This is a genomic window from Pseudomonas fluorescens (genome assembly GCF_900215245.1).
Taxonomy (GTDB): domain Bacteria; phylum Pseudomonadota; class Gammaproteobacteria; order Pseudomonadales; family Pseudomonadaceae; genus Aquipseudomonas; species Aquipseudomonas fluorescens.
In genome coordinates this window covers 2002578-2018521 of the sequence record NZ_LT907842.1, presented here as the reverse complement: position 1 = coordinate 2018521, position 15944 = coordinate 2002578, and the positions used below count along the sequence as shown (strand labels likewise).

Here is a 15944-nt window from a genome sequence, read left to right as displayed (position 1 = left end):
CCTGTTTTTCGCTCTAGAAAGGTCGCCGCGAGACTGGCGGAGCGTGCGAGGGCATGCCATCCTCACTCCCGTCTGCCGCAGAGTAGAGCCTGCGGCGCCTTGGGCGTTGCTCCATAAGAGAGCAGCACGGACATAACAACAAAAAACCGTCAAAGAGGCTTCACTTATGCGTAAACCAGAACTCGCAGCCGCCATCGCTGAAAAAGCGGATCTCACCAAAGAACAGGCCAACCGCGTCCTCAACGCCGTTCTCGAAGAAATCACCGGCGCCCTGCACCGCAAGGACAGCGTCACACTGGTTGGCTTCGGCACCTTCCTGCAACGCCACCGCGGCGCCCGCACCGGCAAAAACCCGCAAACCGGTGAGCCTGTGAAGATCAAGGCGAGCAACACCGTTGCGTTCAAGCCGGGTAAGTCGCTCAAAGACAGCGTCAACCCGTAAGAGCAGGACCGTCTGAAGGGAGGCGGGTTGGTAAGAAAATGGGCACGCCGACTGGGTTGGGTGCCCATTTTTGTTGGGCTGTGTAATCACAGCTTTCAATGCATCTTGGCGTCGTCACGTTTATCCCCGAACTAACTCGTCATGCCCGTCTGGCGATTCTTTTGCGACGAGCTCTTCGTAGTTCGCAGGTTCTGAGTTTAAATTCCCGGGAATCCATTCTCCATTTAATTGCTTGTAGCTGCTGGCTCTATACGGATACAAGTTCATGATTGCTGTAATTTCTTTTTGTAGGTTTTTTCCTTCATACCAAACACTGCCGCACTCGCCACAGCCCCAAAAGGGCGGGGATTGCTCATCAATCAGATCAACCCAGCCGGCGCATTGGCTAATCGGGCACCGATAATTGGCAGGCTGCGGTGCTGTGATTGGGGGTTGCTCAGCCTTCACGTATTGCGTTGAAGAACCGCAGGAAGGGCACTCAATCATGATAAAACGCTGGCCTTTTGCAAGGAGCGGTGCAATGAATTGTTGTTGCTTCGCGTCCAGCTCAAATGTCTCTTTGCAGAGCTGGCATCGGGCGTTATTAATTGAGTCCATATGGATTTTCCCCTTCAGGATACCAATGCAGGGCTTTGCTATTAGCTTTGTGGTAGGACTTGTCCATGAGTTCAAGGTTGCTCTGGCGGTTATTGCCACCCCTGAATATTGGCTTTTTATGATGCACGTCAAAGCCCTCGGGAACTTGGCCTTTTTTCATTCTATCTACCCCGGCCGGACCATATTTCTGAAGTGATTTGGGGTCTTTGGCCATTTTTTTCATGTACTTCTCTTTGGCACCACCTTTTTTGTCGAAGTTGGCGCGTATTTTTTTGATCTCACTCTTCGTTCTCTTGTGATAGCAGGTCTTCAGCCCCCATGGATCGATCCATGTAAGGGGGTTCGGTGAGTATTGGTAGAGGTTGAAACCTCCCTCCAACCCCACCGGGTCGGGAGTGGTAAACCGCCCCACATCCGGATCATAAAACCTGAACGTATTGAAATGCAGCCCCGTCTCGCGGTCCAGATACTGCCCCTGAAACCGTAGATTTTGCTCCTCGATGTAATAAGGCTCGCGCACCTCTTCCAGCGTGTTGCCCCACACCCGATAAGTCGCCTGCCAGACGCTGTGTCCGTCAGCTTCGGTCAGTTGCTCCGGCAACCCGTTCAGGTCGTTGTGGTAGTAACGAATTTTCTGCAGTGGGCCGTCACCGTCGACGCGGGCCAACAGTTGATAGCCGCCGTCGTCTTCATACACATAAAGACTGGTTTGACTGTGCTTGTGCTCCTGCAACAACCGCAGCCCATCCCACATGAACCGGGTTTCCCCCAACGGATACCCATCGCTGCCATGCTCGGTTTTTTCAACCCGCCGCCCCAGCGGGTCATACGCCATCCTGACCACGCTACCGCTTTCATTGCGCACTTCAACCAACCGGCTTTCCGCGTCATACGCAAACCGCTGCACACCACGCTTGGCACTGCGCTTCTCGACCATCCGCCCAAACGCGTCGTAGCGATAACGCTTGTCCTGATACGTCAGCAGCTTGTTATGCACCACCAACCCGGCACCCGCTTGCGGGCCATCCAGCAGGTTGGCGGCGGCGTCGTATTTGCTTCGGGTGCTGAGCTGGCCCTGGGTGCGCAGGCGAAACCCAGGGTATGTGAAGGTGACGGCCATGAAGTGATCGACCGCATCGCGTTCCTGCCGGTGGATGATGGACGCGGGTGGCTTCTCGGATAAGGGCCGGATTTACTTAGCTGGTTAATTCAAATCAATCTGTCTCACTCATCCTCAAGTGAATTGAACGAGGAAGTAACCACCCGTATCTCCCTCTTTCATCTTTTTCGCTCGATTATCGGCAAAAATGTAGCCGATACCTCCACCGAATATTCCTTCGTGGCTAGGGCTTATTTTTGCGATGTCAGCGTCGATTAGCTGAGCTAAAAAATAGTAACGAGGACTTTCATACAAAGGGTCTTGCAACCACGCCGGGCGCCCTAAAACCTTGCTAATACCCGCGCCACACTCCAAGTCCTCCAATTCTTCTTCCATTTGTTCGGGAGTCAGCGGCTGCTGGGCAATGTACGTCCGCGGAATCGGGTCAACCAACGTGGTAGGTGTGAGTTCACAGGTTGCCAGCGTGTGAAGCAGAACGCAGCTAAGGCCAAGTTTAAGCTTGTCCATCTCGCTTTGTTGATGGACGGTCAGCTGACGTACCGAAGAACGTGTGTAGGTTTCGTCATTTCGCTCAACGCAAACGAACACTGTCAGCGCCATTCCGGCGGGAATAAATGAGACGCCCAGGAACGCTGGGGTCATCATCATCACCGGTAGCATCAGTTGACCGGTTTTCGGATCCTTAGGCCACAGAGCAAGGTCTGTCAGCCAAGCTCCTCCGCCAATTTGCCCAAGGTTATGGTCTTGCTCTGAGAGAATGATTTGATTGATGCCCATAGCCCTTGATCCTTTAGAAACAACCTTTTCGTTTGGCAAATGACGTGGCAGACCGCCTCGCCGTTCTGGCCTGCTGTTGTGTGATGATGCCGGTTTTGACCAGCGAGTTGTGTATGGCTTGGGACATGATACGAATCTCCAGCTTCCCACGTTTGAGCATCTGGTTGGGCCCCATCCCTCGAGCGCGCCGCAAACGATTTTCCTCGGCATGCACCATGTCATGATGCTCGGGCGACAGCGCGATGGATGGATTGCCCTTGTAGCGCCGGCCCTTGGCTATACCTTTTTCTTCTAGGAATTTATTGCGGACAATTTCGTGTGCTTCCAGTCCGTCATTCTTATGGGCCTTGGCGCCATAACCAGCAACCTCGCCTTCTTTGAGCAGGCCCAGCGGGTCAATCCATCCGGACGTATTAGGGGCGTATTGGTAGAGGTTATCGCCACCCGCCAACCCAATTGGGTCTGGCGTCGTAAACCGTCCCACATCCGGATCATAAAACCGAAACGTGTTGTAGTGCAGCCCAATCTCCCGGTCCAGGTACTGCCCCTGAAACCGTAAATTCTGTTCTTCGATAAAGTACGCTTCACGGACCTCTTGAACTGTATTTCCCCAAACCTGATACCGCGCCTGCCACACGGTTACCCCGTCAGTTTCGGTCAATTGCTCCGGCAACCCGTTCAGATCGTTATGGTAATAGCGCACACTTTGATGCTTGTTCGCCCCATCCACACGCGCCAGCGGCGCATAGCTATCTTCTTCATAGATGTAGAGGCTGGTCTGGCTATGCCGATGTTCCTGCAGCAGACGCATACCTTCCCAGTCAAAACGGCTTTCGCCTAAGGGGTAACCTTGGCTGTCATGTTCAGTTTTGGCGGTGCGGCGGCCGAGCGGGTCATAAGTCATTTTCACGACTGTCTCCCGTCCATCTTTCTGACTGCGCACTTCAACCAGCCGGCTTTCAGCGTCATACGCAAACCGCTGCACGCCACGCTTGGCACTGCGCTTCTCGACCATCCGCCCAAACGCGTCGTAGCGATAACGCTTGTCCTGATACGTCAGCAGCTTGTTATGCACCACCAACCCGGCACCCGCTTGCGGGCCGTCCAGCAGGTTGGCGGCGGCGTCATAGGCGAAGGTTTCGCGCTGGCCGTGCAGGCTGTCCTGGCTGGCGATGATGCGGCCGGTGGCGTCGTAGTGCAGCAGTTGGCGATGTTGCGCGGTGGTTTGCTGGTCGAGTTTGCCGATCAGGTTGTCGGCGGGGTCGTATTCGAACTGCTTTTGCGTCGCCGCAGGCATCAGCGATGGCTGGCTGTTAAGGCGGCGTTGGCGTGAGCGCAGGCGGCCGCTGCGGTCGTATTCGCTGCGGGTGCTGAGCTGGCCTTGGGTGCGCAGTACTTCGCGGTGCAGGCGGTCGCGTTCGAAGTCGCTGATGACCTGGCCGTCGAGGTTGATCTGGTGCAGGTGGCCGCTGCCGTAGTACAGGCGATTGAGCCAGCGCCCGTCCGGCAGTTGGGTCTGGATCAGGTTGCCGAGTTCGTCGTAGTGATGTTGCAGCTTGCCGGCGGCACTCTGTTCGGCAAGCAACTGGCCGACAGCATCGTAGGCGAAACCCAACGCCTGGGCATTGCCTTGCAGATCAGTGAAGGTGACCGCAGTGAGCTGATCCACGGCATCGTAGCTGTAGTCGGTGCGGCCATCGTCGGTGGTTTTGGCGACCAGTCGCCCGAGCGCATCACGCTCCAGCCGATGAACGATGGGCGCGGGTGGCGTCTCGGGCACTACCGCCAGTCCATTGCCATAAGGCGCAGGAAGCGCAGTCACCGCCGTGATGTTGTCGAGCAAGTCGTAGTCGTAGTGCTTGGCGCTGCCGTCGAGGTCCTGCTGCTCGGTCAGCCGATCCCCGGCGTCCCATGCAAACCGATAGCTTTCACCGTTCTCGTTGACCAGCGCTTGCAGCCGCCCGTAGCTGTCATACCCAAACTGCACCTGTCGACCATGGGCGTCGGTGCGCTGACGTACCTGGCCACGCCGGTTGTGTTGGTAGAGCGTGGTGTGCCCGGCGGGGTCGGTGTAGCCCACCAACTGCCCGCTGGCGTTGCGCTGATACAACTCGGTGCGCCCATCCGGTAATTGGCTGCTGAGCAAGCGGCCCTGAGCGTCATAGCTGAACTGCGTGCGTTCACCCAAGGCATCAGTGATGACCTGCAAATAGCCACGGTCGTCGTAGCTGAAACGCGTCGGGTAGCCCGAGCAATCGATATGCTCGACCAACTGCCCGAATGCATTCCAGCGCAGTTTTTTGCTTTTGCCGGTGGCGTCGACAATCTCCACGACCTGGCCATGGGCGTCATAGCGATAGCGGGTGATATAACCCAGCGGATCGGTCTCGGCAATGCAGTTACCGCGTGGGTCATAGCGATATTGCCAGCTGTTGTCGGCCGCGTCGGTTTCCACCAGCGGCAATGCCCAATGTTCCAGCCACAAGGTCGAATCACTGCGGCCCAGCGGGTCGGTTTCGCCGATTACGTTGCCGCTCTCATCGTAGCTGTATTCATAGCGCCCACCCAACGGATCAGTAGCGCTGAGCAATTGGCGTTCGTCGTTCCATTCGAATAGCCAAGTCTGGCCGAGGTTGTCGCTGTACTGAATGATCTGGTGCTGAGTGTTCCAGTACCGCGTGCTCACACGCTGTAGGCCATCGGTGATGCGCGTAATACCGGCCTGCAGGTCATAGTCGAACTGGTAAGCGTCGCCCTCATCGGTCCAATGCCTAACCACGCGCCATTCCAGGCCTTCAACCAGTACCCACTCATAGAAACAGCGCAATCCGGTGGGCAATTGATGTTCCACCATTCGGCGCCCGGCATCGTAGGCGAAGCGCCGCTGGACTTGATCGGTTGCATCGCGCACTTGCGCGAGATTGCCCGCCGCGTCGTAGCCGTAGCTCACCAGCACCTCGCGACGTTGATCCGGGTACAGGCGTTCAATGCGGCTCACATAGCCCTGATCACGGATCAGCTCAACCTGCACCAGATCGAACGTGTCGCGCAGACGCACCAAGTGCCCGGCTTCGTCATAGTCGAGGTAGATACGGTTGTCGTTACGATCACCCAATTGGCTCAGGCGCAGTCGTGTCGAGTTTGCGGGCGCCGGTTCGAACAAACGGTACATGCCGTCGTCGCTTTCGATCAGCAATTGCCCATTGAGGTGTCGCCGCACCGCAAGCCCTTCGCCCGCGCTGAACACTGCGCCGCCCAACGGAATGGAGCCCATGTCGATGGGCCGGCCCTGCTCGTCGGTATACACGAGCGTTTCGCCGCCCTCGGGATGCGGCTGAATGTCGACGCACACCTCGTAGGGCACGCTCCAACCGGCGCCAAACAGGCTGCTCGGGCGTTCATCGCGGCTGTTGTAGAAGCGCTGCCAGTCAATCGGCAGGATACCCGGCAGCACAAAATCCAGGTCGTCGACGTCGCCCAGTACCTTCGCGCCCGTCGCAGCATGCACCGGGTTCGACGAGCCCATCGCAGCGTTAGCCGCAGCGCCCATCGCGCTGCTGATGGCCATCGAGGTCGCACCGCTGACCAACATGCACGGCAACTTGCTGAAGAACTTGCCCTTGCCACCCTTGAGCATCAACAACGCCGTGACCGCCAGCCCAACCCCCGGGGTCTTGCCGCTGCGAATTTCACGCACCACCACCGAGCCGCCGCCTATGGCCACGTTGGATGAGATCAAACCGGACGACACCACCGTCGCATCGCAGGTACTGCGATCACCACTGCGCACAGCGGGCTGACCATTGATCGTGACCTTTTCCGAGCCTTCGGCAAGAAACTGCGGCGGCATTGGCGGGTGCTTCATGCACACGACCAGGTCCAGCGGCTTCGGCACGGCGCCTGGCGCGGGCGTTGCGACGGTGGGGCGCCACATCTGCGAGAAGAAGCCTTCGGCCATGTCCAGGTAACTGGGCTCTGGCTCAGGCTTGGTTTCTTCCAGCTCGGTGCCGGCCGGTGTGACATGGGAGCTGATCGCCCCTGCCGCGCGGGCGGCGGGGATGTTATTGGTGAGGGTGTTGGTGGAGCCGGTGAGAATGTTCGCCTGCACGGTGGGCGGAAATAAGGCGTTGCTAAAGGCATCGCATATCTTGGTCAGCCCTTTGTCCGCGCCACTCTTGCTCATGGCCAGGCCGACAATCGTGCCCACTACCGCGCCCAGCAGGAAGCAGCCGAGGCCGCCGGTGGCCACGGTAATGCCGGTGGCGGCCACCACGGCAGCGGTCGCGACCGCAGTAATCGCGATATTGGCCGCCACTTCCAGCACACCGCCGAGGATGTCCGCCATCATCGAGGTGTGGGATAGCGCATCGCCCATCCGGGCCGCCCATAACGCGTCAGACATGCAGGTTGCTCATCAGGAGATAGCGTCGAACGACAGCGAATTTTTTATCAATGCCCAGTGCGTTGCCTCGGCTTCCCCGAGTTTTTCGGCCTTCACATAACTCAAGGCGAGCATCTTGCGCGTACCCGGCAACACCAGCGCCAACTGATACTGGAACACCTTGTCATTGCCCTTGTTGAACTGGCTGCGCAACTCGATACCTTCCACCTCTTGAGCGGCGCCCAGTCGCACGGTCACGCTCGGTTGGCAGCGCAAGTCCTGCACCTGTTTTTCCAGGCGCTTGAGCTGGTCGTCGAAGTTACTGTGCAGGGTTTCGCCGTCGGTGAGGAAGCTGCGGCTGATGATCAAGGACGTGCCCAGCTCAGGGAACTTGAGGATATTGATCGACGCGTCTTGCAGCTCGCCTGCAGGCAGTTGGAACTGGAATTCGTTGATTCGGTACGTCATGGCAAACAGGTCTCGTCAGGAGCTTTTAGGCGCGGGGAAAACGGCTTTGATATTGGCGTCGATGCTTTTTTTGATGCCCTGGCCATCGGGTGTGGCGCCGGGGCCGTGGCCGTTGTTCAAGTGCAGTACGCCCTTGGTGTTGAACTCGGCATCACCGCTGGCATAGAAACTGATATTCACCCCGGTGAGGTTGATCTGCCCGCTGGCATTCAGCTCCAGGATGCTTTCGCCGCAGACCAGGCGCAGGTTTTCACCCACTTCGACGACATAGCTCTGGCTGATGCTGTCGGTCTTGCGCTGGCCGACCAAGAGGACGTCCTCCTGCTTGACGATGCGCGTACGGTTATTACCGATGGTCACCGTTTCGTTATGCCCAATGCTTTTGTTGCGGTCATGCCCGACGGCGTGGCTTTCATCCACTTCCACCACGATGTCCTGATTGCGCTCGGCATGGATATACAACTGCTCCAGCCCCTTCTTGTCCTCCATGCGGATTTCATTGAAGTTGGCCGGCGTGCCGCCTTTGCTGGAGCGGCTTTTCATGCCGCTCTGGGTGGCGTTTTCCGGCAGGTCGTAAGGCACGGTCTGCTCGGCGTTGTAGACGCGCCCGGTGATGATCGGTCGGTCCGGGTCGCCTTCCAGAAAGCTCACAATTACTTCCTGGCCGATCCGTGGGATTTGCATCGAGCCCCAGTTTTTCCCGGCCCAGGATTGCGATACGCGAATCCAGCATGAGCTGTTTTCGTTGGATTGGTCATGGCGGTCCCAGTAAAAGTGCACCTTCACGCGGCCATACTGGTCGGTCCAGATTTCTTCACCTTTGGGGCCGACCACCAAGGCCGTCTGCGGGCCTTTGACAATCGGCCGGTGGGTGTTGGCCAAAGGGCGAAAACTTTGTTGGGCATCGATGCAGGTGAGGCTGCTTTCGAATTGCGCCGAGCCTGAGCCGCCGCCGCTTTCCAGGTTTTCCTGGACGATGTAGTAACGGCAACCGACGATCAGGTATTCGCGGTTCTGGTCCTGGCGGCTGAAGCCGGTGAGGCTGAACAAGTGGCCCGAACCGAGGCCGCGCGCGTTGCCGCTGAACTCGATCTGCTCATGCAGGGTTTGCAAGGCTTCGATGCGGGTGCGCGCGTAGTGTTCGCCGTCTTCACTTTGCACATAAGTGCCGGGGTAGTCGTACAACGGGTAGTCGCCGGCAGTGTGCGGGCGCGGCATCGCCGAGCGCACGTCGATGCTCGCGCTGGGGCGCTGGAAGTCGTAGTCGTTCAGCTCCAGCGACCCCGGCTGCACTTCGTGCGCCAGGTGCCAGTTGTGCATATGGTCGCGTTCGCGCTGCTGCTCGTCCTTGGGGTAGTACGGAATCGACGCGTAGCCCGGCACGGTGGTGTGGGCGCCATAGGCGTCGGCCAGCACCAGCACATGGCGGTCCTGTTCATGGCGGAAAAAGTAGTAGATACCTTCCTGTTCCATCAACCGGCTGACGAAGTCGAAGCTGGTTTCGCGGTACTGCACGCAGTATTCCCACTCGCGGTACGGGCGGCTCAGGGCGTCTTCGAAGTCGGAAAAGCCCAGGTCGCGAAACACCTGCTTGATGATCTGCGGGATGCTCAGGTTCTGGAAAATCCGACAGTCCGAGGTGCGGCTCAGCAGCCAGAACCATGGGCGCAGCGTCACTTGGTAACTGGCGAACTGGCCCTGGTCGATGTTCTGGCTGCACCGCGCGACGATGCCGTGGAAATGCCGCTCGCCACCGTCCGCCAGTTGCACGCTCACGCTCATCGGCTTGCCCAGCAGCTGGTTGAGGTCGATGTTGGCGTCGAGCGAGGTCAGTTGCAGCTCATAGTTGAACAAGCGGCCCAGCTCTTCGCCGCCCCCCATTTCATTGAGCAACAGCACATCCGCCCCCAGGGGGCTGGTGATCTTGGCCAGGCGTGAGGCTTGGTTGAATAGCATCGGTTAACCCGTAAATGACTTAATAGCTGAAGAAACCGAATTCAACTGTGGGAGGGGGCTTGCTCCCGATAGCAGTGCGTCAGTTGATGCCTGAGGTGACTGATTCACCGCTATCGGGGCAAGCCCCCTCCCGCCGTTGTGATCGCATTCCGTCAGGTCAATCGGCGTCGTTGAAGTCGTAGTGCAATTCATTGTCCCGGCTGCTGATGCGCACACCCGCCAGCGCCTTGCCTTCGAGCATGCGCGTGAGGAATTCACGGCTCATGTCCGGCAACAGGCTGTTGGTGAGGATGGTGTCGATCATGCGCCCGCCGCTTTCGGTTTCGGTGCAGCGTGAGACGATCAAGTCGACCACCGCGTCGTCGTAGTCGAAAGCGACTTTGTGCGTATTCTCCACGCGCTTTTTGATGCGGTTGAGTTGCAGGCGGGTGATTGCCTTGAGCATCTCGTCGCTCAGCGGGTAGTAAGGGATCGTCACCAAACGGCCAAGCAATGCCGGTGGGAAAATCTCCAGCAGCGGCTGGCGCAAGGCCTTGGCGATGTCTTCTGGCTCAGGCATGTTCGCCGGGTCTTTGCAGACGCGGGAGATCAGCTCAGTGCCGGCGTTGGTGGTCAGCAGAATCAGGGTGTTCTTGAAGTCGATCACGCGGCCTTCACCGTCTTCCATCACGCCCTTGTCGAACACCTGGAAGAAGATTTCATGCACGTCCGGGTGGGCTTTTTCGACCTCGTCCAACAGCACGACGCTGTAGGGTTTGCGCCGTACGGCTTCGGTCAACACACCGCCTTCGCCATAGCCGATATAGCCCGGCGGCGCGCCCTTGAGGGTCGACACGGTATGGGCTTCCTGGAACTCGCTCATGTTGATGGTGATCACGTTCTGCTCACCGCCGTACATGGCTTCGGCCAGGGCCAGGGCGGTTTCGGTCTTGCCCACGCCGGACGTGCCGGCGAGCATGAACACGCCAATGGGCTTGCTCGGGTTGTCGAGGCCGGCGCGAGAGGTTTGGATGCGTTTGGCGATCATCTGCAGGGCGTGGTCCTGGCCGATGATGCGTTTTTTCAGGTGCTGGTCGAGGTTGAGCACCGTCTCCAGTTCGTTGCGCGCCATGCGGCCCACGGGAATGCCGGTCCAGTCGGCGACCACCGAGGCCACCGCCTGGTAATCCACGGTTGGCAGGATCAGCGGGGTTTCGCCTTGCAGGGCAGTGAGGCGCTGTTGCAGGTCCACCAGCTGTGCGCGCAATGCATCGTTGCCACTGTCGACTTCACCGACCTTCTCACGCAGCGTCGCGCGAGTGGCGAGCAACTCGTCCACCAGCGCTTTCTCTTCGGCCCAGCGGCTTTCCAGGGTTGCGAGGCGTTCACGCTCAGCGCTCAGCAGGGCTTCGCTGTTGCTTTGGCGCGCGCCAATCACGATGCCAATGGCATGCTCGCGGGCGATGATTTGCAGCTCGGTTTCCAGCGCCTCGATGCGGCGGCGGCTGTCGTCCACTTCGGCGGGCACCGCGTGCAGGCTGATGGCAACACGCGCGCAAGCGGTGTCCAGCAGGCTCACGGATTTATCCGGTAGCTGGCGGGCAGGAATGTAGCGGTGCGACAGCTTCACCGAAGCTTCCAGGGCTTCATCAAGGATCTGCACCTGATGGTGTTTTTCCATGGTCGAGGCCACGCCGCGCATCATCAACAGCGCCTTGTCTTCCGACGGCTCGGCGACTTGCACCACTTGGAAGCGGCGGGTCAACGCCGGGTCTTTTTCGATGTGTTTTTTGTACTCGGCCCAGGTCGTGGCGGCGACGGTGCGCAAGGTGCCGCGGGCGAGGGCGGGCTTGAGCAGGTTGGCCGCATCACCGGTGCCGGCGGCGCCACCGGCACCCACCAGGGTGTGGGCTTCGTCGATAAACAGAATAATCGGTTTGGGCGAAGCCTGCACATCCTCGATGACTTGGCGCAGGCGCTGCTCGAACTCGCCTTTCATGCTGGCACCGGCTTGCAGCAGGCCCACATCGAGGCTGCGCAGTTCCACGTCTTTGAGTGCGGGCGGCACGTCACCGGCGACGATGCGCAGGGCGAAACCTTCGACCACGGCAGTCTTGCCCACGCCGGCTTCACCCGTGAGGATCGGGTTGTTCTGGCGCCGACGCATCAGGATGTCGACCAGTTGGCGGATCTCTTCATCACGCCCAACGATCGGGTCGAGCTTGCCGCTGCGGGCCTGTTCGGTGAGGTCGACGGTGAAGCGCTTGAGCGCTTCCTGCTTACCCATCGCGCTCGGCGCCATGGCACCACTGGCCTCGCCCGGGACTGCGCCGGCATTAAATCCGTCGTTGGCACTGAGGGCGTTTTCCGGCGAGTCGCCGACGTATTCGTCAAAGCGTTCGCTCAGGGTGTCGGCCTTGATCTTGTTGAACTCGGAAGACAAGCCCAGCAGCGCATTGCGCAGGCTCGGTGTCTTGAGAATGCCGAGTACCAGGTAACCGGTGCGCACCTGGCTCTCGCCGAACATCAGGCTGCCGTAGACCCAGCCGCGTTCCACGGCTTCTTCCACGTGGGACGACAGGTCGGTGATTGACGTCGAGCCGCGCGGCAGGCGGTCCAGGGCTTCGGTCAGGTCGCGGGCCAGGCGCGCCGGCTCCACGTTGAACTGGCGGACGATGCGGTGCAGGTCCGAGTCCTGCAACTGCAGCAGTTGGTGAAACCAGTGAGCCAGTTCCACGTACGGGTTGCCCCGCAGTTTGCAGAACACGGTGGCGGCTTCGATGGCCTTGTAGGCCACGCTGTTGAGTTTGCCGAACAGTGCGGCGCGACTGATTTCACCCATGCTCTGGATTCCTTGAGGTGCTGGCGTGATCGGCGTAATGCCGAGCCAGGATTAGGTCGTTGGCGTCGTGCGCGGGGCAGCCGAGCCATGTGTTGAAGCCCAGGCGGAACTGGCCGTTAAGCTGCAGCTTCGGGACTTCAGGTTGTTGCAAAATCAGGTTCAAGTCCCAGTCCAATTCATGGCCCAGGTACTCGGCCACCCATGCCACCAGCTCGTTGAACGGCTGGCTGCCAGGCAGCATGCCCATGTAGTCATCCAGCTTGAGCGGGCCCAGGCGGATGCGAAACTTATGCTGGCGGTCCCACACGTGGCTGCCCAGGCAAAAGTCCACGCCCAGTTGATTGGCGCTGACACTGACGCGGCTGCGCTCGGGCAGTTCCAGCCACTGGCCGACGTATTCTTCAATCTCAACGGGCAAGCCAAAGTATTCGCTGAGGATCGCCTTCAAACCGTCCGGGTAGCGGGTCTGTGCCGACAAGTGGCCGCTGTAATGCAACTTCGCCGTGTCGGGAATCAGCCCCTGATTCAGCAGGCTCGGCATACCTCGGCCGCTCAGTGCTGCCAGGCGTGCCGACCAGTAATCATCGTCCGGTCGGTCGTGGCTGACCGTCGGCCGCGCTTCGGCCCAGGCCCGGTAGAACAGGCTGAGCAGGCGATGGTGGAACACGTCCAAAAACTGTTTGCTGGTGCTGTCGGCGTTATTGCGCTGACGCTCGCGCACGTACTCGGTGATGTGCAGCGGCAACGGGCCGTTGGGGCCGCCGAGGCCAAAGAAGAACTGTTCCAGCCGCGCAGGCTTACCGTCGCCGCCGGGATCGACCGAGGCCAGGGTGGCCGGGGCGAACGTGCAATCGGCTTGCTGCCCCAGGCGTAACGGGTCATCCGCCAGGCGCAGGGAATGGCCCAGGCGCGGCAGCTCTGGCGATTCGCACTCGATACGCCGCAGTGCCTGAAAGAAATCGTATTCCCAGGGCTCCTGATGCATCGCATCCAGTGTGTTCACAGGGTCGGACGCCGCCCGGGCTTGGCTTTCCATCGCATGATCTCGCCGCGTTCGGTGGTACGGATCACCGTCTCGGTAAAACTGTTGATCGACACGTAACGTGCCAGAAAGCGCTCCAGCACCGCACCGAGCAGGAACACGCCGGTGCCGCGAAACGCGTTTTCATCAAATTCCAGGGTGATTTCCAAGCCGCGGCCAAACACGATCGGACCCGGCATCGGCAGGCGCCGGGTCACGGCTTTGCTGCTGACTTCGCGCAGGCCTTCGATCTGCAATTGCAGGGCCGCGTCATTGCTGTCGCCGTACAAGCGCAGCAGTTCGCGCAAGGCGCCCGCGCCCTGGCCTTGCTCGCTCAGCGACAGGTAGTTGAGCGACAACTGGCTGATCAGGCGCCAGGCCTTGGCGTCGTGGGCATGGCTGGCGCGCGGGCGACTCGGGCCGGCCACACAGCGTACGGACAATACCGGGGCGCTGTCGGCCAGGGTGAAGTCGGTCTTGCCGTTGCCCACACTCATGAACAGCGGCAAATCGCGGTTGGTGCACAGTGCGGTTACGCCGAGTTGGCGCAGGTCGTGGCGGTACGGCGCTTGCTGGCTGTCGACCAGGCTGACGAAGGTTTCGCTGCCCACATAGGTGGAGCGCGGGCCGTTACGGCGTTGGTCGCTGGACAGCACGCGTGGTTCGCGGCGTACGGTGTAATACGCTTTGTCGCGACCATAGCGCGACGGGTCGCGCACCGCGTAGAACGGCAGGAACGGCTGCTCCGGCCCGGTGCCGTGCCCAGTGATGCCGCTCAGCGAATGAATCTCGAAATCCATCGGCCGGGTGCGGTCAGCGATTACATGGTGTTCGTTGACGCGGTCGGACAGGTGGATACGGTCCACGCGTTTCGGGAACAGGTTGATCGCCGGCGTGCAGAACGGCATGAACTGCGCCGCGCCGACACTGCCTTCCAGGCTCGGCTCGTGGCGGTCGAACAGCACGATCAGTTCCAGCTCCTGGCCGTCGCAGCGTTTGACTGCACGGCTCAGTTCGGCGAACTCGACGAACAGGAAGCGATGGGGCAGGGCGAAGTATTCCTGCAACAACCGGTAGCCCTGAAACGCGCGCGCCACCACCGGCATGGCTGCGTCGGCATCGTCAAAACCCCGTGAGCGCAGCGCGTCTTGCGGCAGGCGTTCAACCCAGTCACCGCCGGGCTTGCGTGCAAACACCGCGCAGGCGTTGCCGAGCAATTGTTCGTAGAGGCGGAACGGTTGCTCATCGGCGCCGCTGAGGTACAGCGGCAGGCTGTCGAGGTCGAGGCTGTTGAACGGCAACTCGGCGCCAGTGCGCAGGGTCAGGCGCAAGCCGGCCTTGGCTTTCGGCTCGCTGGCAGCCAGGCGCCCGAGTACGGCGGCGGGGTTGCCGAAGTATTCGGCGCCGCTGACCTGCAACGGCCACAACGTCACCGGGTGTGCGGTGCGGTACTCGCAGCAGGTCTGGGTTTCGCGACCCAGTGCGGCGCGCAACACCGTGTCGCGGGGTAGCGGGAAACCGCTGGCCAAGGAGCCTTCGTCGGGGTCGGTCTGCAATTGCACCACGGTCATCGACGGCGTCGGCGCCAGGTAGTGCGGGTAAGCGATTTCCAGCAGGTTATGGGTGAAGGTCGGGTACTCGGCGTCGAGCTTGAGCTGTACGCGGGCGGTGAGGTAGGCAAAGCCCTCAAGCAAACGTTCGACGTACGGGTCGGCGCAGTCCATACCGGACAGGGTCAGCCGACTGGCGATCTTCGGGTATTCCTTGGCGAACTCGGCGGCGCTTTCGCGCACGTGGTGCAGTTCCTGGTTGTACAGCTCCAGCAGGCGCGGGTTCATGGGCGTCTCCGCTGGTCGGCATTCACTACGCGCACATGCCCGGACTCCAGGTCGAGGTCGGTTTGCAGCAACAGGCGCAACGGCACCGGCTGTGCCCACAGGTCGCCTTCGATCTCGAAGCTCAGCGCATTGTGGTTCATCTCGCCATGGCCGACGCGGGCTTTGACGCGCAGTGTGTGGCGCAGAATACGTGGCTCAAAGGTGGCAATCGCCTGGTAGATCAGGGCTTCCAGGGCCTTGATGTCAACACTGGAAACGCTGTTGCCAGCCAGTGCCGGCAGGCCGTAATTGACCACCGACGTACCGGCCGCGGTGTGCAGCGTGGCATCGGCATCCAGCAACGACGTGGTGTTGAGCAGCCACGCCAGGTCGCGCAGAACCGAGGCTTTCAATTGGGTCAGGGACAGCACGCGTTTGTCGGCGCTTTCCTTGGGATTGGTTGGGTCGTCGTCGGTCAGCCGGTCCAGCAAGGACGGTTGCAGACGGTCGCGGGAAGCGATTTCAGTTACCACCAAAGCAGCTC

At 60.1% G+C, this 15944-nt stretch carries 10 protein-coding genes and 1 pseudogene; 1 reads left to right on the top strand and 10 read right to left on the bottom strand.

Annotated features, from left to right (window positions below):
• The first annotated feature begins 166 nt into the window (after positions 1-166).
• On the top strand, positions 167-442 hold the full coding sequence (locus tag CPH89_RS09530) for an HU family DNA-binding protein (RefSeq protein ID WP_003213368.1): 276 nt from the start codon (positions 167-169) through the stop codon (positions 440-442).
• 120 nt (positions 443-562) lie between these two features.
• Here the strand turns inward: CPH89_RS09530 and CPH89_RS30100 are convergent, their stop codons facing one another.
• The 10 genes and pseudogenes from CPH89_RS30100 to tssE all read right to left on the bottom strand — a co-directional run bounded on the left by CPH89_RS30100 (position 563) and on the right by tssE (position 15933).
• A complete protein-coding gene (locus tag CPH89_RS30100) occupies positions 563-1039 on the bottom strand; it encodes a hypothetical protein (protein WP_069551175.1) in 477 nt (158 codons plus the stop codon).
• Between the two features lie 306 nt (positions 1040-1345).
• A pseudogene (locus tag CPH89_RS09525) lies at positions 1346-2090 on the bottom strand (RHS repeat domain-containing protein); the annotation flags it as partial.
• Positions 2091-2273: 183 nt separating this feature from the next.
• Positions 2274-2936 carry a hypothetical protein gene (locus CPH89_RS09520; RefSeq protein WP_053258693.1) on the bottom strand — a complete coding sequence of 221 codons (663 nt, stop codon included), beginning with the start codon at positions 2934-2936 and terminating at the stop codon, positions 2274-2276.
• 13 nt (positions 2937-2949) lie between these two features.
• On the bottom strand, positions 2950-7338 hold the full coding sequence (locus CPH89_RS09515) for an RHS repeat-associated core domain-containing protein (protein ID WP_232005434.1): 4389 nt from the start codon (positions 7336-7338) through the stop codon (positions 2950-2952).
• Between the two features lie 12 nt (positions 7339-7350).
• Positions 7351-7785 carry a DcrB-related protein gene (locus CPH89_RS09510; RefSeq protein WP_053258692.1) on the bottom strand — a complete coding sequence of 145 codons (435 nt, stop codon included), beginning with the start codon at positions 7783-7785 and terminating at the stop codon, positions 7351-7353.
• Between the two features lie 15 nt (positions 7786-7800).
• Entirely contained in the window at positions 7801-9741 is a 1941-nt protein-coding gene (locus CPH89_RS09505; RefSeq protein ID WP_053258691.1) for a type VI secretion system Vgr family protein, read from the bottom strand.
• Between the two features lie 157 nt (positions 9742-9898).
• The gene (gene tssH / locus CPH89_RS09500; RefSeq protein ID WP_053258690.1) at positions 9899-12562 is read right to left on the bottom strand and encodes a type VI secretion system ATPase TssH; all 2664 of its coding nucleotides are present in this window, start codon (positions 12560-12562) and stop codon (positions 9899-9901) included.
• Positions 12555-13598, bottom strand: a complete 1044-nt coding sequence (tssG, locus tag CPH89_RS09495) for a type VI secretion system baseplate subunit TssG (protein ID WP_053258689.1) — start codon at positions 13596-13598, stop codon at positions 12555-12557. Before tssG ends, tssH begins: the two co-directional genes overlap by 8 nt.
• Entirely contained in the window at positions 13562-15421 is a 1860-nt protein-coding gene (tssF, locus tag CPH89_RS09490) for a type VI secretion system baseplate subunit TssF (protein WP_053258688.1), read from the bottom strand. Before tssF ends, tssG begins: the two co-directional genes overlap by 37 nt.
• Positions 15418-15933, bottom strand: a complete 516-nt coding sequence (gene tssE / locus CPH89_RS09485) for a type VI secretion system baseplate subunit TssE (RefSeq protein ID WP_053258817.1) — start codon at positions 15931-15933, stop codon at positions 15418-15420. Before tssE ends, tssF begins: the two co-directional genes overlap by 4 nt.
• Positions 15934-15944: the final 11 nt, after the last annotated feature.

Excerpts from the sequence above, each read along its gene's own strand:
- tssH (WP_053258690.1), bottom strand. The coding sequence starts at position 12,562 with ATGGGTGAAATCAGTCGCGCCGCACTGTTCGGCAAACTCAACAGCGTG.
- CPH89_RS09515 (WP_232005434.1), bottom strand. The coding sequence starts at position 7,338 with ATGTCTGACGCGTTATGGGCGGCCCGGATGGGCGATGCGCTATCCCAC.
- CPH89_RS09510 (WP_053258692.1), bottom strand. The coding sequence starts at position 7,785 with ATGACGTACCGAATCAACGAATTCCAGTTCCAACTGCCTGCAGGCGAG.
- CPH89_RS09520 (WP_053258693.1), bottom strand. The coding sequence starts at position 2,936 with ATGGGCATCAATCAAATCATTCTCTCAGAGCAAGACCATAACCTTGGG.
- CPH89_RS09505 (WP_053258691.1), bottom strand. The coding sequence starts at position 9,741 with ATGCTATTCAACCAAGCCTCACGCCTGGCCAAGATCACCAGCCCCCTG.
- tssG (WP_053258689.1), bottom strand. The coding sequence starts at position 13,598 with ATGGAAAGCCAAGCCCGGGCGGCGTCCGACCCTGTGAACACACTGGAT.
- CPH89_RS09530 (WP_003213368.1), top strand. The coding sequence starts at position 167 with ATGCGTAAACCAGAACTCGCAGCCGCCATCGCTGAAAAAGCGGATCTC.
- tssF (WP_053258688.1), bottom strand. The coding sequence starts at position 15,421 with ATGAACCCGCGCCTGCTGGAGCTGTACAACCAGGAACTGCACCACGTG.
- CPH89_RS30100 (WP_069551175.1), bottom strand. The coding sequence starts at position 1,039 with ATGGACTCAATTAATAACGCCCGATGCCAGCTCTGCAAAGAGACATTT.